General features: G+C 32.0%; 21 protein-coding genes. 12 read left to right on the top strand and 9 right to left on the bottom strand.

The window, feature by feature from the left end; genetic code table 11:
- Nucleotides 1-263 precede the first annotated feature (263 nt).
- Both IEV77_RS08830 and IEV77_RS08825 read left to right on the top strand, forming a co-directional pair.
- Entirely contained in the window at nucleotides 264-401 is a 138-nt protein-coding gene (locus IEV77_RS08830) for a hypothetical protein (protein WP_188463917.1), read from the top strand.
- Between the two features lie 211 nt (nucleotides 402-612).
- Nucleotides 613-1,440 carry an OmpA/MotB family protein gene (locus IEV77_RS08825; protein ID WP_188463916.1) on the top strand — a complete coding sequence of 276 codons (828 nt, stop codon included), beginning with the start codon at nucleotides 613-615 and terminating at the stop codon, nucleotides 1,438-1,440.
- A 75-nt stretch (nucleotides 1,441-1,515) separates the two neighbouring features.
- On the opposite strand, the gene IEV77_RS08820 is transcribed toward IEV77_RS08825, so the two are convergent.
- Both IEV77_RS08820 and IEV77_RS08815 read right to left on the bottom strand, forming a co-directional pair.
- Nucleotides 1,516-2,367, bottom strand: a complete 852-nt coding sequence (locus IEV77_RS08820; protein ID WP_188463914.1) for a universal stress protein — start codon at nucleotides 2,365-2,367, stop codon at nucleotides 1,516-1,518.
- Between the two features lie 145 nt (nucleotides 2,368-2,512).
- Nucleotides 2,513-4,072 carry a DEAD/DEAH box helicase gene (locus IEV77_RS08815; RefSeq protein ID WP_188463912.1) on the bottom strand — a complete coding sequence of 520 codons (1,560 nt, stop codon included), beginning with the start codon at nucleotides 4,070-4,072 and terminating at the stop codon, nucleotides 2,513-2,515.
- A gap of 153 nt (nucleotides 4,073-4,225) precedes the next feature.
- Here IEV77_RS08815 and IEV77_RS08810 point away from each other — a divergent pair, with 153 nt between their 5' ends.
- Nucleotides 4,226-4,807: a pseudouridine synthase gene (locus tag IEV77_RS08810; protein ID WP_188463910.1), complete on the top strand. Its 582-nt coding sequence runs from the start codon at nucleotides 4,226-4,228 to the stop codon at nucleotides 4,805-4,807.
- Here IEV77_RS08810 and IEV77_RS08805 read toward each other — a convergent pair.
- Entirely contained in the window at nucleotides 4,797-5,486 is a 690-nt protein-coding gene (locus IEV77_RS08805) for a hypothetical protein (protein WP_188463908.1), read from the bottom strand. The genes IEV77_RS08810 and IEV77_RS08805 overlap by 11 nt on opposite strands.
- Before the next feature lie 586 nt (nucleotides 5,487-6,072).
- Here IEV77_RS08805 and IEV77_RS17545 point away from each other — a divergent pair.
- Nucleotides 6,073-6,204, top strand: coding sequence for a hypothetical protein (locus IEV77_RS17545; RefSeq protein ID WP_262891656.1), 132 nt, complete (start codon nucleotides 6,073-6,075; stop codon nucleotides 6,202-6,204).
- A 54-nt stretch (nucleotides 6,205-6,258) separates the two neighbouring features.
- Here the strand turns inward: IEV77_RS17545 and IEV77_RS08800 are convergent, their stop codons facing one another.
- The gene (locus tag IEV77_RS08800; protein ID WP_188463906.1) at nucleotides 6,259-6,678 is read right to left on the bottom strand and encodes a 3D domain-containing protein; all 420 of its coding nucleotides are present in this window, start codon (nucleotides 6,676-6,678) and stop codon (nucleotides 6,259-6,261) included.
- 98 nt (nucleotides 6,679-6,776) lie between these two features.
- Between IEV77_RS08800 and IEV77_RS08795 the strand changes: the two genes are divergently transcribed.
- Nucleotides 6,777-8,090 carry a dipeptidase gene (locus IEV77_RS08795; RefSeq protein ID WP_188463904.1) on the top strand — a complete coding sequence of 438 codons (1,314 nt, stop codon included), beginning with the start codon at nucleotides 6,777-6,779 and terminating at the stop codon, nucleotides 8,088-8,090.
- A gap of 108 nt (nucleotides 8,091-8,198) precedes the next feature.
- Here the strand turns inward: IEV77_RS08795 and IEV77_RS08790 are convergent, their stop codons facing one another.
- The 3 genes from IEV77_RS08790 to IEV77_RS08780 all read right to left on the bottom strand — a co-directional run bounded on the left by IEV77_RS08790 (nucleotide 8,199) and on the right by IEV77_RS08780 (nucleotide 10,857).
- Nucleotides 8,199-8,495, bottom strand: a complete 297-nt coding sequence (locus IEV77_RS08790) for a type II toxin-antitoxin system RelE/ParE family toxin (protein ID WP_188463902.1) — start codon at nucleotides 8,493-8,495, stop codon at nucleotides 8,199-8,201.
- A complete protein-coding gene (locus tag IEV77_RS08785) occupies nucleotides 8,483-8,665 on the bottom strand; it encodes a hypothetical protein (protein ID WP_229736625.1) in 183 nt (60 codons plus the stop codon). Before IEV77_RS08785 ends, IEV77_RS08790 begins: the two co-directional genes overlap by 13 nt.
- Nucleotides 8,666-8,850: 185 nt before the next feature.
- Nucleotides 8,851-10,857 carry an alpha-ketoacid dehydrogenase subunit alpha/beta gene (locus tag IEV77_RS08780; protein WP_188463900.1) on the bottom strand — a complete coding sequence of 669 codons (2,007 nt, stop codon included), beginning with the start codon at nucleotides 10,855-10,857 and terminating at the stop codon, nucleotides 8,851-8,853.
- 123 nt (nucleotides 10,858-10,980) lie between these two features.
- On the opposite strand from IEV77_RS08780, the gene IEV77_RS08775 reads away from it, so the two are divergent.
- The 5 genes from IEV77_RS08775 (at nucleotide 10,981) to IEV77_RS08755 (ending at nucleotide 15,042) form a co-directional block, all read left to right on the top strand.
- Nucleotides 10,981-11,931 (top strand): isopenicillin N synthase family dioxygenase, encoded by a 951-nt coding sequence (locus IEV77_RS08775; protein ID WP_188463898.1) that lies wholly within the window; start codon nucleotides 10,981-10,983, stop codon nucleotides 11,929-11,931.
- Between the two features lie 78 nt (nucleotides 11,932-12,009).
- A complete protein-coding gene (locus IEV77_RS08770; protein ID WP_188463896.1) occupies nucleotides 12,010-12,342 on the top strand; it encodes a translation initiation factor in 333 nt (110 codons plus the stop codon).
- Nucleotides 12,342-13,283: a DUF1835 domain-containing protein gene (locus IEV77_RS08765; protein ID WP_188463894.1), complete on the top strand. Its 942-nt coding sequence runs from the start codon at nucleotides 12,342-12,344 to the stop codon at nucleotides 13,281-13,283. The genes IEV77_RS08770 and IEV77_RS08765 overlap by 1 nt, the downstream gene beginning before the upstream one ends.
- The gene (locus IEV77_RS08760; protein ID WP_188463892.1) at nucleotides 13,273-14,139 is read left to right on the top strand and encodes a nucleoside phosphorylase; all 867 of its coding nucleotides are present in this window, start codon (nucleotides 13,273-13,275) and stop codon (nucleotides 14,137-14,139) included. Before IEV77_RS08765 ends, IEV77_RS08760 begins: the two co-directional genes overlap by 11 nt.
- A gap of 48 nt (nucleotides 14,140-14,187) precedes the next feature.
- Nucleotides 14,188-15,042 (top strand): substrate-binding domain-containing protein, encoded by an 855-nt coding sequence (locus IEV77_RS08755; RefSeq protein WP_188463890.1) that lies wholly within the window; start codon nucleotides 14,188-14,190, stop codon nucleotides 15,040-15,042.
- 299 nt (nucleotides 15,043-15,341) lie between these two features.
- Here the strand turns inward: IEV77_RS08755 and IEV77_RS08750 are convergent, their stop codons facing one another.
- Nucleotides 15,342-16,007: a uracil-DNA glycosylase gene (locus IEV77_RS08750; RefSeq protein WP_188463888.1), complete on the bottom strand. Its 666-nt coding sequence runs from the start codon at nucleotides 16,005-16,007 to the stop codon at nucleotides 15,342-15,344.
- 68 nt (nucleotides 16,008-16,075) lie between these two features.
- On the opposite strand from IEV77_RS08750, the gene IEV77_RS08745 reads away from it, so the two are divergent.
- Nucleotides 16,076-17,569 (top strand): YfcC family protein, encoded by a 1,494-nt coding sequence (locus IEV77_RS08745; RefSeq protein WP_188463886.1) that lies wholly within the window; start codon nucleotides 16,076-16,078, stop codon nucleotides 17,567-17,569.
- A gap of 1 nt (nucleotide 17,570) precedes the next feature.
- Here the strand turns inward: IEV77_RS08745 and IEV77_RS08740 are convergent, their stop codons facing one another.
- The gene (locus IEV77_RS08740) at nucleotides 17,571-18,533 is read right to left on the bottom strand and encodes an alpha/beta fold hydrolase (RefSeq protein WP_188463884.1); all 963 of its coding nucleotides are present in this window, start codon (nucleotides 18,531-18,533) and stop codon (nucleotides 17,571-17,573) included.
- Nucleotides 18,534-18,661: 128 nt separating this feature from the next.
- Between IEV77_RS08740 and IEV77_RS08735 the strand changes: the two genes are divergently transcribed.
- Entirely contained in the window at nucleotides 18,662-20,830 is a 2,169-nt protein-coding gene (locus tag IEV77_RS08735) for an endonuclease MutS2 (RefSeq protein ID WP_188463882.1), read from the top strand.

Raw genomic sequence — 20,830 nt, 5'->3', positions numbered from 1 at the left:
GCTCCCTTATTCATACCAATACATCACTGAACAAAATAAGTGGATGTAAACTTCTTATTATTTTTAAACTATAGGAAGGCTCTCATTTCTTTCTATGGACCTTTTTTTAATGCCATTAATAAAATTGTGACCTCAAAACATTTTTAGTATTTAAAAACAAATGAAAGTTTTGTATCTTAGTTTTAAGGAAGTCAGTTGCTTTTGGATTCTAGGATGATTCCAAGCATGATGTTTCTAAGAATCTAAAACAAGAATAATTAATTATGAAGAAATTATTACAAATTATTGGTGCTGCCTGGGGAGCAAAAAAAATAGGTGGTGGTAAATGCGGATGCATTGGAACCGTTGTTGTCTTTTTAATCCTTTATTGGTTATTAGGCTATGTATTTAATGTTTTATAATGCTTAATTTTAATGATTAATGTTGAGTTTAGCAGGGAAAAAGGTAAAACAACTGAGTTTTTTATTTAAAATGTAAGTCATTAACTTCTAATTATTTGATGCCATTTTTATCATTTTAATTTGTTAAAGAAATTATAAAATCACATCTCAAACGTCCATTAACCTAACATTACCGTAGATATAGAGTAATCAAAAACAAGAAACTTAAATTATGAAAAAAGTATCAATCTTTCTACTAACCGGAATTTTATTGACTGCCTGTGTTTCAAAAAAGAAATACGTAGCCTTAGAACAAGAGAATGGTGAAATTATTAGCCAATTACAAAAAACACAAATTGAAAAAGAAGATCTAGAAGCTAAATTCGATGAAATTCAAGCTAGAATAGATATCTATAACACAAAAATTAATTCCTTAACTGCAGAGAATGATTCTCAAATAGTAGTTGTAGGTGATGATGTTGTAATTTCTAAAGATGTTAGAAAGCAAATGGAAGCGACGCTTAAAAACGTAGATCAAAATGCTTTAGCTCAAGCTAAAACGCTAAAAGATTCTATGAATTTAGCTGTGAGTTACAACTTACGTAAAACCATTAATAACATGAATGAAGATGAAGATCTTGCCATTGATATTAATGAAACGGTAGTAATGATTTCAATTGCAGACGATATGTTATTTAACTCTGGAAGCTATCACGTAAGTAACAAAGCAAACGATATTTTACAAAAGATTGCTGATGTTATCAATTCTGAAGAAAGCTTAGATGTTATGGTTGAAGGTCATACAGACAATCAAACAATGGTAGCTAACGCGGCTGTTAAAGATAACTGGGATTTAAGTGTACTTCGTGCTACTTCTGTAGTTAAAAAATTACAATCAGATTATAAAGTAGCTCCTGAGAAATTAATTGCAGCTGGAAGAAGTTTCTACCTGCCTTTATATCCAAATGATACAAACGACAACAGAGCTAAAAACAGACGTACACGCATAATCATCATGCCTAACATCGATAAGTTTTTTGCCCTTATGTCTTCAAACTAATACATTTTAGATCAAATATTATATTTCTTAATCCAAAAAAAAGACGTTATCCATTTAGATAACGTCTTTTTTGTTTTATGCTGTCTCGTGATTGATAATGAGTAAAGGTACATTTAGATGACTACTAATAGACTTGCTATTGCTCTTATTGAAAAGCTTCTCAAAGAAACTATGTTTCTTATTGATAATACAAAGCATTCCTAATCTTCTGCTTTCACTAAAAACACGAGTCCCTACTTCTACCGCTACATCTTTAATAAGATAAAAATCGATAGCCAAAGGTTTCAAAGTAGCTTCTAAAACTATTTTGTTTTCCAATGCTTCTGTAGACAGTTCATCATTTTTGTGAAGGACATGAACCAGAGATATTTTAGATTTATTGGCTACAGCAATTTCTTTTAATAAGTTAAGCTCGTTTCCGTAGTCACTAATACTAAAATCACTCGCAAACCCTATTTCCAACATGTTGTGGCTTAAAGCGTTTTGAGGTACAGCAATAATTGGACAGGATTGTTTATTGATTAAGTTGGACGTGTTGCTACCAATGGTCATTTCTTTAATACCACTAGCTCCTTTGGTACCAACAATCACTATTTGAATGTCTAGTTTTTTAACTGAAGATCTTACAGCTTCTAAAAAATAGTCATGAGCTATAATAGTCTCGAAAGTATGTTTATCATTTTTCGGAAGTTCATGAAGCCTTTTTAATTCGCTCTCTAATTCTGTTTTAGATTCACTAAGTCTGGATTTACTAATGGCTTCGCTAGCTCTTTTAGAAGAAACAGCTGTAGATGGAGCCGATACTAAAGGCTCTAAAGAATGCATGATGTAAAATGTACATGTCTCATTCTTAAATAAATTTAAAGCATAAAGTGAAGCTTCCCAGGAATTCTCAGAAAAATCTGTTGGTAATAATATCTTTTTCATATATAAACTATTTAAAGTTTAAAGATATTATTAATTTAAAAGATATAAATTGACTTTTATCAGGTTTTATATAAGTTATGAGGAAAACAGACTATATTTTCACAACCTTCACTTTAAAATCCTTATAAAATGGCAAGTATCTTAATTAATCTTCGACTGGTCTGCCATGTACTTCTAGAAAAACTTCATCGAAATTAGATCTTAAGTAAGCTCTTAATTTTTTTCTATAATCGTCTTTCAACCATTCTACAAAATTAAAGGTGCTCTTGCTAATACATTTGGTATAACGATGGATTCTATAATCAATATCGTCTCCAAGTTTCTTAGCCAAATCTAAAGCGTCGTACAAATCTTCACTGTTTTCAACACATATTTTTACATGATGTTCAATAGAGCGTTCTAAAACTACTTTAGATGATTCTCCATTTCTAACAGCATCAATATAGGTTTCTTTAATGTTGAAATAAACCACATCCGATTTTCCAAACTCAGCACGTAAGTCGTCCGGCATTTCATATCTAAAATTATCTTCTAACTCTTCATCACTTAAAATATTATCAAGATAATAGCTAGGCGATTTAAAGATACGTTGCCAATCTAAATCGGCACCCCAAGGTCCAAACCTATGAAGGTTATTCCCTAAATCAATAACAGTAAATCTATTTTTGTTATGTAGAATACGCGAACCACGTCCAATCATTTGGTAATAAAGTGTCAAGGATTTGGTTGCTCTATTAAGGATAATGGCATCTACAGTTGGCTCATCGAACCCAGTAGTTAAAATACTTACTGAAGTTAAAATAGCATCAGGAGTCTGATTAAACCATTTTAATATTTTACGTCTTTCTTTTTTTGTATTGGTATTATCTAAATGAGCCACAGGATATCCCGCCGTACGGAAGGTATCGTAAACATGTAAAGAGGTATTAATACCGTTATTAAAAATTAGGGTTTTCTTTCCTTTACAACGTTCTTCATATGCTTGCATTAACTTAGTAAGCATGTCGTTATTGGTGTATAAATCTTCTGAAGATTTTACGGTATAATCTCCATTTGCACCAACAACCAAAGAGGTTAACCCTACATTATAGGAATAAAAATCTGCTTGAGAAAGAAACTCATTACTAATTAAAGACTCGATAGTTTCACCTACAATCAATTCGTTGTAGTTGTCTTTCATTGGTAATTTAATGTTCGAGCTTAAAGGAGTTGCTGTTACCCCTAAGATAAAAGATTTTTCAAAAAACTTAAAGAGCTTGGTAAAGGAATTGTAATGCGCCTCATCAATAATAACAAGTCCAATATCAGAAATATCCAGTTTACCTTCTTGCAAACGGTTATTCAAGGTTTCAACCATAGCTACAAAACAACTAAATTGTGCTTGGTCTTCCAAATTGGCTTTACTACTAACCACTTTGTTGTCCACACCAAATTCTTCTAACATGGTTGAAGTTTGTCGGCATAACTCGATTCTATGAGTCATAACCAGCACTTTTTTCTTGTGATGTTTTAAATATTGTCTAACTATTTCAGAGAAAATAACTGTTTTTCCTCCACCAGTTGGTAATTGATACAGTAAATGGTAATCTTCTGGAGCCTCTTCAAAGCATTTAAAAATCTTATCAATAGCACCTTTTTGGTAGCTATAAAGGTTCTTTCCTTCTCGTCTTTCTTCTAATTCTAAAGATGTAACTGTCTTGCTCATAAAAAATTTGTAATGTGCAAAAATAAGCTCTTTTCTTAGTTTTTTTAGATTTAAAGCGAATAATATTCTTAAGTTTTTTTAACATTTGCAGTTAATAAGATATTTTTAAGAAGTGCTTCTTTCTTTTAATATACTTTAATAATTAGTTATATTATGTCTGATTCTGAAAAACACCTGCATTTTAAGCTCTATAAACCTTATGGTTATCTGAGTCAATTTGTTAATAATCAGAATAAAAGACGAAACAAAAAATTATTAGGAACCCTTTTTGAATTCCCAGAAAATGTGATGGCGATTGGAAGATTAGATGAAAAATCTGAAGGTTTACTATTATTAACAACCGATGGAAAAATGAGCGATTATATTAGAAGTTCGCAAGTTGAAAAGGAATATTACGTAATGGTTGATGGTATTATGACTCCCCTAGCTCTAGAAAAGTTGAGACAAGGGGTGGAAATATCAGTAGAAGGAAAACCCTATCTAACCAAACCTTCTGTTGCTTTCCTTTTTGAAACAGTGCCAGATAATATACCCGAACGTTTTGTTAGAGATCAAAAACATGGCCCTACAAGTTGGTTTTCAATAACTATAACCGAGGGCAAGTTTAGACAAGTTCGAAAAATGACGGCCGTAGTTGGATTTCCAACCTTAAGATTGGTTCGTGTTCGAATAGGTGATTTTAAATTAAACCAAATGCAACCTGGAGATGTAAAAGAATTAAACCTTATTCTTTAATTACAATCAAGGTCGCTTTTACCCCAGTAGCAAGATTCCAAACACCTGTAGCAATGATGTTTCCAGTACTATCAAGTATTTGAAGTTCGGCAGTATTCGGCCCAGAACTCCCCTGATTTAATGCCTGAAAATCTATTTTATTAATGCCTTCAACCAAATTTAATTGAAAACCATTAAATGAAGTTTGCAATAAAGCATTTTGAATAACCACATCGTCGTTTACAAAAACACGTACACGATCGCCATCTGGATATTGATGATCTCTATAAATAACATTTACTTGAGAAACCCCAGTAGTAAAATCTCCTAGATATTGGTTAGTTGTACTACCATTTTCTCTAGAGCCACCTTCTTCCTTAGTATATTTAGTGTGTTGTTTAATTTGTTTGGTATATAATTCTGCAGGATTTCCAAATTCTTCACTATTAAACATGGAGAATTCCTTTTTATTAGGATCTGGCATCTCACTTTGATTTGGAATTGACAGCCCATTAACTTTACCAGAATTAGGAATGCTTAAACCATTATTTTCAATGGGTTTTGATTCTAACAGCAAAGTTCCTGTACTACCTTCATTACTTTGAATAGCCGGAATACTGGTTGATTCTTGACTAGCATCTATTTGAGAAAATGCAGATAAGGAAAGAAAACAACATATAATGAAACAAATATATTTCATGGTTTGGGTTATAAGTTTAAAGATAACGAATTAAAATAAAAAAAGTTATAAGTTCAAAAATCGTTCCTTATAATATAATATGCAATTTTTTATCAAAACTTTAATGAAATAACCTTGTTTCAGTCTTCTTACACCTTTTTTTTATGGCGTTACTCCCCTGTTTTTCTGTTAAATAATGTTAAAAATCTATTATGTTATACATAGTACTGTAACAATTTAAAATACCTGTCGTCTATTTAGTATCAATCAATCTTTAAAACTTAAAATTATGAGAACTTTAAACAGCAACCAAGTAACAGACAGAGTAAGTACAAGTAAAGGATATACCTGGAATTGTAAAAGAAGATACAGATAAACGTATCAATCAAAAACCAATAATCAATCAATAAAACATAGAAATCATGAGAACTTTAAACAACAATCAAATTACAGATAGAGTAAGCACCAGTAAAGGATTTACTTGGAATAGTAATAGAAGATTCAGATAACTGGATCTAAAACAAATCATCAATCAATCAATCAATCAATCAATCAATCAATCCTCCTTCGCCAAAAGCTTCGGAGGATCTATTTAAAACCAATCAAAATGAAAGCAGTTATTAAAATTTCCAGAGATTCTTACGAAAAAGTAAAACATTTTTCAATTAATAAACTCGCTAAGAGATTTAATAACTCCGAAGATGAACTTTGGACAGGCATAAAACGTTTTGCCCATTAATAATTTGAGATTAGTCTAACTAAAAAAGTCAGCATGTTTATGCTGACTTTTTTTTTAATCATTTAATATTTCAAGGTCATCTTCTATAATTCCGTATTCGATGTTTACTTTCTTCCTACCCCAAATTTTAGCAGCCTCGATATCTGTTCCCATATAGATATCTATTTTATTGGTCCAGCGACTATTCATCTTATCTTTTACTAAATAAACACCTTCTAAACCTGTAATTTTCACAGGCGTATTGTGGTCTAAACCTAGTGCTAACAAATCTCTTGAAACGGCTATATATTTTTTCCCTGGAATAAGACTGTCCCCAAATGCAGTGATGTGCGGATTTTCACTTGTCTGATAACTTACTGAATTATAAGCGGATGCAGAAACCTTTAATGATTTCCAAGTATAAGGATCTTCATCTTTTTTGCAACTTGAATTCCATATAAGTAACGATAGTGATAAAAATATTTTTATAATCATTTTTTATAAGTTGATGAATAAATATACAATTTTTAAGGATATCTAAAACTTGATTTTCTTTTTTGTAACTTTCTACTCTAAACCAAACAAATAAAATCATGAAAACCAATCTTTTAATTTTAGCTTCCATACTAACTTTTATTTCTTGTAAACAAGACGTCAAACAACCGGAAGATTCAAGCATTAAAAAGGATTCCTTAGCATTAATAGAACGAGCAAAAGTGATTCACGAACGCGTTATTACCCTTGATACGCATGATGATATAGATGTAAGTAATTTTACAGATTCCATTAATTACACCCAAGATCTTAGCTCGCAAATTACCTTACCAAAAATGAAAGCTGGAGGCTTGGATGCCGTTTGGTTTATTGTTTACACAGGGCAAGACACCTTAACAGATGAAGGTTATGAAAAGGCTTATGCGAATGCTATGGCTAAATTTGAAGCCATTCATAAACTAACCGAAGAATTAGCACCAGATCAAATAGAGTTAGCTTTAACCTCGAACGATGTAAGACGCATTAATGACTCTGGCAAAAAAATCGCGATGATTGGTATTGAAAATGGCTATCCAATTGGACTAGATATTACAAATGTTGAAAAATTCTATAATCTTGGCGCAAGATATATGTCTTTGGCTCATAATGGACACAGTCAGTTAAGCGATAGCAATACAGGTGAAAATGATAGTATTTGGTTGCATAATGGATTAAGTGTTTTAGGAAAGGAAGTGATTGTTGAAATGAACCGATTGGGTATGATGATAGATGTCTCACATCCTTCAAAAGAAGCCATGAAACAAATGATTGAGTTAAGTCAAGTGCCAATTATTGCTTCACATTCTTCTGCAAGAGCACTTAGCGATGTTAGTAGAAATTTAGATGATGAGCAATTGCAATGGTTAAAAGAAAATGGAGGTGTTGTGCAAGTAGTTGCTTTAGACGATTATTTGAATATTAATAAAATGAATAAAAGAAATGCTGAAATAATAGCCATACAACAAGAGGTTGCAGATTCATTAGGTGTTACATGGTATACAACTAAAAAGGAAGTGATGGCTCTGGTTCCTGAAGAACAAGAATCATTTTTTGGATATTATAAAAAGGTTCTGGATTTAGCAAATACCAGAGCCAATAAAATTGAGGGCTTCCCTCCTAACGTTAATGTTGCCGACTTGGTAGATCACATCGATTATATAGTCGATAAAATTGGTATAGAACATGTTGGAATTAGTAGCGATTTTGATGGTGGCGGTGGTATTGAAGACTGGAACAATGCCTCAGAAACCTTTAATGTCACTCTGGAGATGGTAAAACGTGGTTATACCGAAGAAGAGATTCAGATGATTTGGAGTGGGAATTTATTGCGTGTACTGGATGAAGTGCAAGCTTATTCAGATGCTTTAAAATAAATTGACAGTTTCTATAGAACTAAAAAAGAGAGCCAATTGGCTCTCTTTTCGTTTATCTTTTTTCAAATAAATAATTAATTCTTTCACAGCAATTCCAAACTTTCCTTTTTAAATTTTCCTTTTGTGAAGATTTCTTGCAGAATGATGAATTGTTATAATATCAATATGATTCTCTGTGACAACTTTATATATAATACGGTAATTTCCTTCAACTAATTCTCTTATATCCTGTTTAGCTAATTCTTCAACAACTTTACCTGAATAAACTTGAGACTTTAATATTTGTGTTCTTTGTCTTATTATTGAAACCTGAAGTTTAGCGAAATGTTTAGAGTCTTTTGCAATATATTTAGCAATACTTTTAAGATCGGATAGAGATTGAATTGTCCAATTTATTCGAACCATTTTTCAATTTCTTTATCAAGTTCTGATTCTGAAATCACCTTGCCTTTTACTGATTGAAGATTGCCTTTTTCAATTTTATCTAATAAAATCAATCTTTCAAATAACTCTTCTAAAGAAAAATTCTCTGGAAAACTCTCAATATGTTCAATTAATTTTGTCTTTGTCAACATAACTCATTTAATTATCATTCCTATAAAGTTAAGATTTTTAATACAAAGTATAATAAATTTTCAAAATTTATTATACTTTGAAGTGGAAATTTATTGCGTGGTATAAACGAAGTGAAAGCTTATCTAGATTCTATAAATTAAAAAAGAGAGCCAATTGGCTCTCTTTTTGTTCTCTCTCTATTTTTTTAATAAGCTAATAACTCTTTTAAAGCACTTTCAAACTTCCCTTTGGCCAAATACTGCTCTTCCAATTGATTAATAAAAGGAATGGGTGTTTCCATACTTGCTACACGTTTAACAGGTGCATCTAAAGCTTCGAAACAGTTTTCCATAATCATAGAAGAAATATCTGATGCAATACCACCAAACAACGAATCTTCCTGCAGAATTATAGCACGACTTGTTTTCTTAACCGAAGCATAAATAGCTTCTATATCCAAAGGTTGTAAGGTTCTTAAGTCTAATAAGTCTGCTTGAATTTCAGGATTCTTTTCCAAGATTTCTAAAGCCCAATGGACTCCTGCCCCATAAGTAATAATGGTAACTTGGTTTCCTTCTTTTAAAAGAGATGCTTTTCCAAAAGGAAGTGTAAAATAATCTGTTGGAACTTCTTGTCTAATACTTCTATATAAAGCTTTGTGTTCAAAAAACAATACGGGATTGGGGTCGTTTATTGCTGTTGCTAATAATCCTTTGGCATCTGCTGGAAATGCAGGATAAACAACTTTTAGTCCTGGCGTTTTAGTAAACCAAGCTTCATTGGTTTGAGAATGAAATGGACCAGCAGCAACGCCACCACCGCAAGGCATTCTTACTACCACATCCGCTTCTTGATTCCATCTGTAATGCGATTTGGCTAAATAATTAACCACAGGATTAAATCCTGAAGTTACAAAATCCGCAAATTGCATTTCAACCACAGACTTAATTCCAGAAATAGATAATCCCATGGCGGCTTCCACAATGGCCGACTCACAAATAGGTGTATTTCTTACACGGTCTTTTCCAAATTGCTCGACAAAACCATCAGTTATTTTAAAGGCTCCTCCATATTCTGCAATATCTTGACCCATAATAACTAAGTCTTCATGACGTTCCATGGATTGTTTTAAACCATCAGAAAGTGCGTCTATAAAACGAACTTCTTTAGTTTCTTTATTTTTAGTAACCTCCTTATAATCAAAAGGTTTGTAAACATCATTTAATTCTTCACTTTCACTTGGAGTAATTGCTTTTTCTTCGTTTGCAATTTGAAGATGCTCATTAATTTCTTTAAGAATTTCAGATCTAAAAGCAACTTCTTGAGTTTCTGTTAAAACCCCTTCATCTTTAAGAAAAGCTTGGAAATTTTCAAGAGGATCTTTCTTAGCCCAAGCATCTAATAGATCTTGAGGCACGTATTTAGTTCCACTTGCTTCTTCATGACCACGCATCCTAAAAGTTTTAAATTCCAGTAACACAGGACGAGGATCTTTTCTTAAGCTTTCGGCAATATCTCTAACTTTCGTGTAAACTTCAATAATATTATTTCCATCAATAATATGAGACTCCATACCATAGCCTAAAGCTCGGTCTGCAATATCTTTACAATTGTATTGTTCGCTAGTAGGTGTAGATAAACCATAACCGTTATTCTCAACACAGAACATGACGGGTAAATTCCATACGGAAGCCACGTTAAGTGCTTCGTGGAAATCGCCTTCACTTGTTCCGCCTTCCCCTGTAAACACAGCAGTTACTTGTTTTTTGTTTTGTAGATTACTTGCTAATGCAATACCATCTGCAACACCTAGTTGTGGTCCTAAATGAGAAATCATTCCCACAATTTTAAACTCTTGAGTTCCAAAGTGAAATGATCTGTCACGACCTTTAGTAAAGCCATTGGCTTTTCCTTGCCACTGACTAAATAGGCGGTATAATGGAATGTCTCTTGTAGTAAAAACACCTAGATTCCGGTGCATTGGCAAGATATATTCTTCTTTTTTTAAAGACATGGTCACGCCAACAGAGATGGCTTCTTGGCCTATTCCAGAAAACCATTTAGAGACTTTTCCTTGACGTAATAGAATGAGCATCTTCTCTTCTATCATTCGAGGCTTTAGCATGTTTTTATATAACTCTAGTAATTCGGTAGAATCTAGATTTGCTTTATTGTATTGTATTTCAGTAGGTGTAGTCACTTGCGTACTCATAAAAATCGTTTGTCAAATATAATATAAATTGATAATTTCAAATGAAATTCTTAGAATAATTAGTGTTCCAATCTTTATAATGTTTTTGTACATTTGTAATACTTACATATTAAAATAAATACCATGAATAATATACCTAGTGTTAATTTAAAAGATTTTACTTCTGGCGATCCAGTAAGAAAGCAAAAGTTTGTAGATGAAATTGGTAAAGCATACGAAGACATAGGTTTTGTGGCTTTAAAAGGGCATTTTTTAGACGATGCTTTGGTAGATAATTTGTATGGAGAAGTCAAAGAATTTTTCTCCCTTCCAGTAGATACCAAACGAAAATATGAAATAGAAGGCATTGGTGGACAACGTGGCTATATTTCCTTTGGAAAAGAAAGTGCTAAAGGTAAAAAAGAAGGCGATTTAAAAGAGTTTTGGCATTTTGGTCAATATGTTGAAGACAACCCAAAACTTGAAGCTGAATACCCTAAAAATGTGGAAGTAACAGAACTTCCGGAATTTGATAGAGTTGGAAAAGAGACTTATAGAATGCTAGAGAAAACCGCCAAGTATGTATTACGTGCTTTGGCTTTACATTTAGGTTTGGAAGAAACTTATTTTGATAATTACATTCATAATGGAAATAGTATTTTAAGACCTATCCACTACCCTCCTATTTTGGACGAACCTAAAAATGCTGTTCGCGCGGCTGCTCATGGAGACATCAACTTGATTACCTTATTGATGGGAGCTCAAGGTCGTGGGTTACAAGTGCAAAACAATGAAGGAGAATGGCTAGATGCTATAGCAGAACCAGACGAATTAATGATTAATGTGGGAGACATGCTTTCTAGACATACTAATAACAAATTAAAGTCCACCATCCATCGCGTTATCAATCCGCCAAGAGAACTTTGGGGAACGTCACGATATTCTATTCCGTTTTTCATGCATCCTATTAGTGACATGAAATTAGACGTGCTTGAAAGTTGTATAGATGAAAATAATCCAAAACAATTCGAAGATATTACTGCTGGCGAATTCTTAACCGAACGTCTAATCGAGCTTGGATTAATTAAAAAATAAGTTATTTGGTTTCAGACGCAATCATTTGCTTGTTTTGTAACAAGCTGAGACTGTTTACTGAGCCTGTCAACTAAAACTATGGATTTACAAGACCAATTAAAAAATCTCTTTCCGGAGCATGAACCAGATCCTTCTATGGAAGATTCTGAAGAGAAAGCTACCGATTTATGGATTCAAGACGAGCCTATAATCTGTAAGTATGAAAAGCGAAAAGGAAAACCTATTACTATTTTAGAAGGATATACTGGAGCTACAGAAGATTTTAAAATACTTGCAAAAGAGATAAAAACAACCCTTAGTGTTGGAGGTAGTTTTAAAGACGATAAAATCATCATTCAAGGAGATTATAGAGATAAAATCATGACGATTCTTAAAGAAAAAGGGTTTCAAGTAAAACGGGTTGGAGGTTGATGGTAAAAAAAATATTGCATATAACCAATGGTAATAGTTTTACAGATTGCCTAAAAGACCTCAATATTCCTGGTGATATTTTAACATGGCAAGAAATGTTGTGTGAAGGGCCAACAACAAGTGAAATAGATTCAGAAGAATTTCTATCTAAGCGAAAGGCTTTTTTAAACGATTTTTATCAAATTGAAATTAATGAGGAAGAGTTTAAAGAGGAATTAAGTATCTTAGATCATACGGAAGCATATTCCGAAATTGTACTCTGGTTTGAATATGATTTGTTTTGTCATATCAACATGATAGCGGTTATCAAATTACTAAAAGAGAAGCAGGTTAAATTACCTTTGTATTTGGTATGTAGTGGTAGAATTAAAGGTAAATCTGACTTAAAAGCACTTTCAGAATTATCAACTCCTCAATTACTTCAACATTATAAAGAAAAAACAGAATTAAAAGCTAGTGATATTGAATTAGCTATTAATGTATGGGAAATTTACTGTGGCAAGGATCATAATTTACTAAAGCCTTATATTATAGAGAAATCTTCCTTTAAATATTTGAGTAATTGTTTAAAGGCCCATATCAATAGGTTTCCAAATATAAAATCAGGACTTAACGTCTTAGAAGAAAATATTTTGATTCTTATCAAAGAAAAAAACATAAAATCTATAAACCATTTAATGGGTTATGTGATGAACTATCAAGGATATTACGGCTTTGGAGACATGCAATTATTAAGGAAAATAGAATTACTTCACATGTTTTATACAGTAGAAGAAAATGAAATAACTTTAAATAGAAAAGGACACGAAGCTTTATTAGGAAATCATAATTTCTCCTATGAAATAAACAACAATTTGACTTTTGGAGGTGTCAATCGCTTAGATTATTCCTACGATAGTGAAACAAACAAATTAATTAAAACACCACTTAATGTCAATTAAAAATTCAGAATTAATTTTAAATCCAGATGGTAGCGTTTATCATTTAAATTTAAAACCAGAACATATAGCTCACGATATCATTTTAGTGGGAGACCAAGATCGAGTTGAAAAAATTACCAAGCATTTTGATAGCATCGAATTCTCGACTCAAAAACGTGAATTTAAAACGCAAACAGGTATTTATAAAGGTAAACGTTTAACGGTAATTTCTACAGGAATTGGACCAGATAACATAGACATTGTTTTAAATGAGTTGGATGCCTTAGTCAATATTGATTTAGTAACAAAAATTCCTAAAGAAACTCATACCAGCTTAAATTTTGTGAGAGTTGGAACTTCTGGTTCTTTACAGGCGGATGTGCCTGTAGATTCCTTAGTAATAAGTTCTCATGGATTAGATTTGAATGGAATGCTTCATTCTTATCAATTAGATTCTATTGGAAATAAAGCAATGGAAGATGCATTCATAAACTATACAAATTGGAGCTCCAATAAAGCGCGTCCCATAGTAGTAGGTAACAGTCAGGAACTTGAAAAAATATTCGAAAGTAATCAAACATATAAAGGTTTAACAGCTACTGCTGGTGGTTTTTATGGGGCTCAAGGGCGTGTTTTAAGATTGGCATTACAAGATCCCGAATTAAACCATAAAATGGATTCCTTTGCTTTTGAAGGCATAAGAATTACCAATTTAGAAATGGAAACATCAGCTATTTACGGTTTGTCTAAATTATTAGGTCATCAAGCTTTATCGTTAAATGCTATAATAGCCAATCGAGCCTCAGGCGAATTTAGTAAAGACCCTAAAGCTGTAGTTGAAAAATTAATTACCTATACTTTAAATAAAATAGCATAATCAATTATAATTCTTTTTAAGAAAGGAATACAAAATCAAACTATTTCAATGAAAACAATTCATATTGGTGGCGTTCCAGAACACTTTAATCTTGCTTGGTATTTAGCTCTTAAACAAGGTGCTTTTAAAAAAGCGGGTATTAATTTAAGATGGGAAGATTATCCTAGTGGTACTGGCGCAATGGCTAAAGCTTTAAGAAAAGGCGATATAGATTTAGCGGTTATTTTAACAGAAGGGATTATAAAGGATATTGTTGATGGCAATCCAAGTAAAATTATTCAAACTTTTGTAGAAACTCCTTTAATTTGGGGAATTCATGTAGCTCAAAATTCAACTTATAATTCTTTAGAAGACTTAAAAGGGACAAAGGCTGCTATAAGTCGTTATGGTTCTGGTTCCCATTTAATGGCATATATAAATGCTCAAAATAATGATTGGAACTTAGAAACAGATTTGCATTTTGAAGTAATTAAAAATCTGGATGGTGCTGTTGAAGGTTTAACTGAAGGAAAAGCTGATTATTTTATGTGGGAAAAATTCATGACCAAACCTCTTGTAGACAAAGGTGTTTTTAGACGCATCGGAAAATGTCCTACTCCATGGCCATGTTTTGTAATTGCCGGAAGAGATGAATCTTTAAGCATCTATCAAAATGAAATAAATACGATTCTTGATATCATAAACAACATTACCAAGAATTTTAAAAATATTCCAGACATAGATAAAATTATTGCTGAAAGATATCATCAAAAAATTGAAGATGTACAAGAATGGTTATCACTTACAGAATGGTCTCAAAACCAAATGAGTGAAGCAACCATAAATAACATACAAGAGCAATTACTAGCATTAAATATTATCCCAAAAAAGATAGGTTTTGATGATTTGGTAACTGTAATTTAATAGAAATTTTTAACATAAATATTCCTTAAAATATTTTAAAATAGACTAAATATCACCACTTTATAATAACGGGATTTTCAATTATGTTAAAAAATATTTAGATTTTAAGATCTAATCTCTTATATTTGTTTTCATAAAGAGTTAAAAGAACTAATTACTTATGCTATTAACAATTACTATAATCATTTCTTCTCTAGTTGCCGTAAATTTTTTATTGCTATTTTTTAGTTGTAACAAAACAACGCGTCGAACTTCTGAAAATGTACAAACCAAACCAACATTAGTTATAAATACTGAAACTACCAGTCTACAGAACGCAACCCAACTTGCTCCAACAGGGAGTTAGTTTTGCTAAAATGTTTATTTCCGAACCAATAACCTCTATTCGCACTTAAAGGAGATGGATGACCTGTTTCTAAAACAAAATGTCTCTCTTTATCTATTAATTTCGCTTTCTTTTTTGCATATCCACCCCAAAGTAAAAAAACAACATTTTCTTTTTCCTCATTAATAGTTTTAATAACAGCATCTGTAAATTGTTCCCATCCCTTTTTTTGATGACTCCCAGCCTCGCCTTGCCTAACAGTTAAAGTAGCATTTAATAAAAACACCCCTTGATCTGCCCATTTTGTAAGATTTCCACTTTCGGGATAAGGAATTCCTAAATCTTGTTCTAATTCTTTAAAAATATTTTTAAGTGAAGGAGGAAATGAAACACCCTCATTAACCGAAAAGCACAATCCATGAGCTTGGCCCAAACCATGATAAGGATCTTGCCCAATAATAACAACTTTTAAATTATTGAAGTCACAATGTTTAAATGCATTGAAAATCTCAGTTTCCGGAGGAAAACATGTATCGTTTTTGTATTCCTCATTCAAGAATTGTTTTAAGGCTTTAAAGTACGTGGCGTTAAATTCTTTGCTTAAAAAAGGTTCCCAACTAGTATCAATATTTGAAGTCATTTTATATCTTCGCTTTTAAGAGGATACTAAATTAATACTATCTTTATTCTAATTAAAATAATAGGCACTTGAAAAAGATTAAATTCCCAACAGCACAAACCATTTTATTAATAATTGCTGCCATTGTAGCACTTTTAACATGGATTATACCTGCTGGAAAATACGACTCTCTGTCTTATAATAAAGAAGCAAATACCTTTACTAGAAGCAACATAGAAAATACAACCACTTTAGAAGCTAGTCAAAAAACGTTGGAAGATTTGCATATTAAAATTCCTTTGGAAAAGTTTACAAATGGAGATATTGGTAAACCCATATCAATTCCAAATACCTATCAGGAAGTTGAAGCAAGACCTCAAGGGGTTTTAGCCTTTTTTGAATCTCCTATAAAAGGCATTATTGCAGCCTCCGATATTATTTTTTTAGTATTAATTATAGGAGGATTAATAGGAATTATGAATCTTACTGGTGCTTTTGATGCTGGTATTTCTTGGTTAGCAAAAACCTTGAAGGGTTACGAATATGTACTTATTATTTTAGTCACTAGTTTAGTCGCTTTAGGAGGAACAACTTTTGGTCTGGCTGAAGAAACCATAGCCTTCTACCCTATTTTAATCCCCATGTTTTTAGCAGCAAAATATGATGCTATTGTGCCATTAGCCGCTATTTATATTGGCTCATCCATTGGAACCATGTGTTCTACAGTTAATCCGTTTAGCGTAATTATTGCTTCAGATGCCGCAGGAATTAATTGGACAACAGGCTTAACAGGCAGATTGATCATGCTATTTCTAGGAACGCTTATTTGCATCATATACATTTTACGATATGCTAGTAGGGTGAAAAAAGATCCTTCGAAATCGATTATCTACAGTCAGAAAGAACAAATTGAAGCCATTTTTGGAACGTCCAATAATGCTACAGTTAAATTAACAACGCGTTTACGTCTTATTTTATTTGTGTTTTCTATGTGTTTTGTGGTTATGATATATGGTGTATCACAACTAGATTGGTGGTTTTTAGAAATGACAACCGTATTTTTTGTTGGAGCCATTCTAATTGGGTTTATAGGTAAAATACAGGAAGCTAATTTTGTTGATACCTTTGTTAAAGGTGCTGGCGATTTATTAGGTGTTGCCATTATTATTGGAATTGCCAGAGGTGTTTCGGTATTAATGGAAGATGGATTTATTAGCGATACTTTATTATATCATTCCAGCAACATTACCGAAGGCATGAATAAAGGTGTTTTTGCAAACGTCATGTTATTTATTTATGGTGGGTTATCATTCTTTATTCCAAGTTCTTCTGGAATGGCTGTTTTAACCATGCCAATCATGTCTCCGCTAGCCGATACTGTTGGTTTTGGAAGAGAAATAATTGTTAATTGTTATCAATATGGAATGGGCTTGTTTTCCTTTATAAATCCTACGGGTTTAATATTAGCATCGTTAGCAATTGTAAAAGTGGGTTACGATAAATGGCTTAAATTTATTATTCCTTTAGTGGTGATCCTACTTATTTTTACAATGATTTCTTTAACCATTCAGGTCTATATATAAATTACTTTTTAGTGCTTTCTAAAAACTGAAGAATTTTTTGATCAACGACTTCCGGTTGATCAACAGATAAAAAATGCCCTGCATTTTCAATGGTTTCTCCTTGCCCGTAGGGAATTAATTTCTTTGCCATTGATATTGTTTTATCATTGTTAATCATATCATCATCACCAATTAATACCAAAACAGGCATTTTTAGAGATTCAAAATCGCGTTTCGAAAAAGGTTGCATTTTCATTACAAATTTGTTAATGGAATCTTTTTCAACCCCAATGTAATATTGCTTCAAATATGTTTTATTAATGTGATCCACGTTACTTGACATCGATTTTAAGCTTTGCTCAATTTGTTTTTCTTGAGATGATAAAGCCAAAACAATATTCTTGAGTAAATCCGTACTTGGTCTAATCCAAATAAAAGTTTGGGCTGGACTTAATAACGTCATGCTTTTTATTTGTTCTTGGTTTTGAAGGGCTAGATTAACAGCCAACCAACCACCTCTAGATGCACCAATTATATGAAAAGATTCTAATTTTAGCTTACTAAATATTTCATGGTACCATGCGGAAATTTGGTCAACACTTTCAATATCGTTTAATATATAAGATTTTCCAGGTTCTAAAATAAAATCGATAGCATAAACACGATATTCTTTGGTAAAGTCTTTTATATTTGGATACCACATGGTTGAACTAGCATTCATACCATGTAATAAAACCAATGGTTCGCCAGATTCAGGTCCACTTACAATAACATGAGCCGTTCCAAAAGTTGTTGGGATATATAATTCTTCAAAAGGAACATCCCAAATTTTCAAAGTAGCATCATAAGCATCAAAATAAGGCTTAGTATCAATTGATGGGTTTGTTATATATTCTGGTTTTTCAGTATATTTAAAATAGCTTTTTTTACAATTAAATAAAAAGATTGAAATTAGTAGTAAACAAAAGATTTTTTTAACCGTCATATTTTTCTATTTTAAAAATTCAAAATTAATCAATATTATGGTATCAAATAATGTGTTGACTATTAATTTTAAAACATAATGCGTAAATTAGCAGCTTCAAATTTAGTTGCTTTTTAGAAGCAAAATACATGATACACATTCAAAAAAAGACCCTTCAGGATTTAGAATTTTCAACTGTTTTACAACAAGTAAGTGAACTATGCACAACAGCACTAGGCCATGAACAAACATTAAAAATTGAACCCCTTAATAATAAAGAGGCTGTTTTAAATAGCCTAACCCTAACCAATGAATTTTTAGCTTCATTTTATAACGATAATAGGATTCCAAATCATGGTTTTGAAACAATAGCCAAAGAATTAAAGCTTTTAAAGATAGAAAACACCTATCTAGAATCTCACAGTTTAAAAAAAATTGTAGCTATTTCTATTACTGCAAACGAGATAATTAAATTCTTAAAAAAGTTTGACGAATACTATCCTAAATTATATGCCTATGCTTCAGAAATTGAAGTCACCAAAGTGGTTATTGAACAGATAGATAGCATTATGGATCGGTTTGGAGATGTAAAAGATAATGCTTCAGCTTTTCTTTCAGAATTAAGACAAGAAATAAACAAATTAAAGGGTAAAATCAACCATAGTTTTGTTTCAGCTCTAAACACCTATCATCAATTAGATTATTTAGACGACATTAGAGAGTCAGTTGTAGATAACAAACGGGTGTTGGCAGTAAAAGCTATGTACAGACGTAAGGTTAAAGGAGCAATTATGGGGGGAAGCAAAACTGGAAGTATTGTTTATATTGAACCAGAAACTACCTTACAACATACCAGAGAATTAAACAATCTGGAATACGAAGAGCACGAAGAAGTGATTCGGATATTAAAAACACTTACCAATTTTATACGTCCATTTTTACCTCTTTTAAAGCAATATCAAGAGTTTTTAACTGAATTGGATGTTATTTTTGCTAAAGCGCAATATGCTAGATCCTTAAATGCTATTTTACCAGAAATAAATGAAGATAGAGATTTACTTTTAAGAGATGCTTATCATCCGTTATTGTATTTAAGCAATCAGAAAAAGAAAGTTAAAACCTTTCCTCAAAGTATTGAATTAACACCTGAAAACCGAATCATTGTTATTTCCGGACCTAATGCTGGTGGAAAAAGTATCACCTTAAAAACAGTTGGAATATTACAACTAATGTTGCAAAGCGGTTTATTAATTCCGGTGCACGAACGCAGTAAAGTCTTTTTATTCGATAGAATTATTACAGATATTGGAGATAACCAATCTATAGAAAATCATTTAAGCACCTATAGCTATAGGTTAAAACAAATGAATTACTTCTTAAAGAAATGTAATAAAAACACCCTTTTCCTTATAGATGAATTTGGTACTGGAAGTGATCCAGAATTAGGTGGCGCTTTGGCCGAAACCTTTTTAGAAGAGTTTTACCATCGAGAAGCTTATGGCATCATTACAACCCACTACTCCAACTTGAAAATTTTAGCTAACGAGTTGCCATATATGCAAAATGCTAATATGATGTTTGATGAGAAAACCTTGGAGCCTATTTATAAATTGGCTTTAGGACAAGCAGGTAGCTCCTTTACGTTTGAAGTGGCTCAGAAAAATGGCATCCCATTTGGTTTGATTAACAGAGCTAAAAAGAAAATAGAAAAAGGGAAAGTTCGTTTTGATAGAACCATTGCCAAACTTCAAAAAGAACGTTCCAAGCTAGAAAAAACAGAGCAATCGTTAAAAGTTAATGAACGCAAAAAACTATCTGAAGCTGAAAAGTTAGAGGAAACTAATGTAAAGATTCAGAGAAAACTAGAAAGCTATCAGGAGTTATATGATAGCAATCAGAAACTAATTTACTTAGGTCAAAAATTAAACGATCTTTCAGAGAAATATTTCGAAAATAAAAAGAAAGGCGTCCTCATGGATGAACTTTTTAAGGTAGTTCAAGTAGAAAATTCGAAACGTAAAAAGGTTTCAGCTAAGCAGAAAAAAGTAGAAAAGGTTAAAGAAAAACAGGTAAAACAAGAAGTTGAAAAATCTGTTGAAGTTATAAGAGAAAAGAAAAAAGCTGTTAAGGAAAAATTGGCTTCAAAACCACCTACGCCAAAAGTAGCTTTAAAAATTGGGGATCGTGTACGTATGGAAGATGGTCGTGCCGTAGGTAGTATTGATAAAATTGAGAAAAACAAAGCCATTGTTAACTATGGCATGTTTACTACAAATGTAAGTATAGAGCAACTTGAATTGGTTGAAGCAAAAAAATAA

Origin of the sequence: Xanthomarina arctica (genome assembly GCF_014638915.1) — a bacterium.
Classification (GTDB): Bacteria; Bacteroidota; Bacteroidia; order Flavobacteriales; family Flavobacteriaceae; genus Xanthomarina; species Xanthomarina arctica.
The sequence above is the reverse complement of the archived record's forward strand: the minus strand, read 5'-3'. Positions and strand labels throughout refer to the sequence as shown.

Coding starts and splice junctions, on each gene's coding strand:
- IEV77_RS08785 (WP_229736625.1), bottom strand. CDS start 8,665: ATGTTGACAAAGACAAAATTAATTGAACATATTGAGAGTTTTCCAGAG.
- IEV77_RS08830 (WP_188463917.1), top strand. CDS start 264: ATGAAGAAATTATTACAAATTATTGGTGCTGCCTGGGGAGCAAAAAAA.
- IEV77_RS08775 (WP_188463898.1), top strand. CDS start 10,981: ATGAATAATATACCTAGTGTTAATTTAAAAGATTTTACTTCTGGCGAT.
- IEV77_RS08825 (WP_188463916.1), top strand. CDS start 613: ATGAAAAAAGTATCAATCTTTCTACTAACCGGAATTTTATTGACTGCC.
- IEV77_RS08805 (WP_188463908.1), bottom strand. CDS start 5,486: ATGAAATATATTTGTTTCATTATATGTTGTTTTCTTTCCTTATCTGCA.
- IEV77_RS08790 (WP_188463902.1), bottom strand. CDS start 8,495: ATGGTTCGAATAAATTGGACAATTCAATCTCTATCCGATCTTAAAAGT.
- IEV77_RS08735 (WP_188463882.1), top strand. CDS start 18,662: ATGATACACATTCAAAAAAAGACCCTTCAGGATTTAGAATTTTCAACT.
- IEV77_RS08810 (WP_188463910.1), top strand. CDS start 4,226: ATGTCTGATTCTGAAAAACACCTGCATTTTAAGCTCTATAAACCTTAT.
- IEV77_RS08795 (WP_188463904.1), top strand. CDS start 6,777: ATGAAAACCAATCTTTTAATTTTAGCTTCCATACTAACTTTTATTTCT.
- IEV77_RS08800 (WP_188463906.1), bottom strand. CDS start 6,678: ATGATTATAAAAATATTTTTATCACTATCGTTACTTATATGGAATTCA.
- IEV77_RS08765 (WP_188463894.1), top strand. CDS start 12,342: ATGGTAAAAAAAATATTGCATATAACCAATGGTAATAGTTTTACAGAT.
- IEV77_RS17545 (WP_262891656.1), top strand. CDS start 6,073: ATGAAAGCAGTTATTAAAATTTCCAGAGATTCTTACGAAAAAGTAAAA.
- IEV77_RS08770 (WP_188463896.1), top strand. CDS start 12,010: ATGGATTTACAAGACCAATTAAAAAATCTCTTTCCGGAGCATGAACCA.
- IEV77_RS08755 (WP_188463890.1), top strand. CDS start 14,188: ATGAAAACAATTCATATTGGTGGCGTTCCAGAACACTTTAATCTTGCT.
- IEV77_RS08820 (WP_188463914.1), bottom strand. CDS start 2,367: ATGAAAAAGATATTATTACCAACAGATTTTTCTGAGAATTCCTGGGAA.
- IEV77_RS08750 (WP_188463888.1), bottom strand. CDS start 16,007: ATGACTTCAAATATTGATACTAGTTGGGAACCTTTTTTAAGCAAAGAA.
- IEV77_RS08740 (WP_188463884.1), bottom strand. CDS start 18,533: ATGACGGTTAAAAAAATCTTTTGTTTACTACTAATTTCAATCTTTTTA.
- IEV77_RS08780 (WP_188463900.1), bottom strand. CDS start 10,857: ATGAGTACGCAAGTGACTACACCTACTGAAATACAATACAATAAAGCA.
- IEV77_RS08760 (WP_188463892.1), top strand. CDS start 13,273: ATGTCAATTAAAAATTCAGAATTAATTTTAAATCCAGATGGTAGCGTT.
- IEV77_RS08815 (WP_188463912.1), bottom strand. CDS start 4,072: ATGAGCAAGACAGTTACATCTTTAGAATTAGAAGAAAGACGAGAAGGA.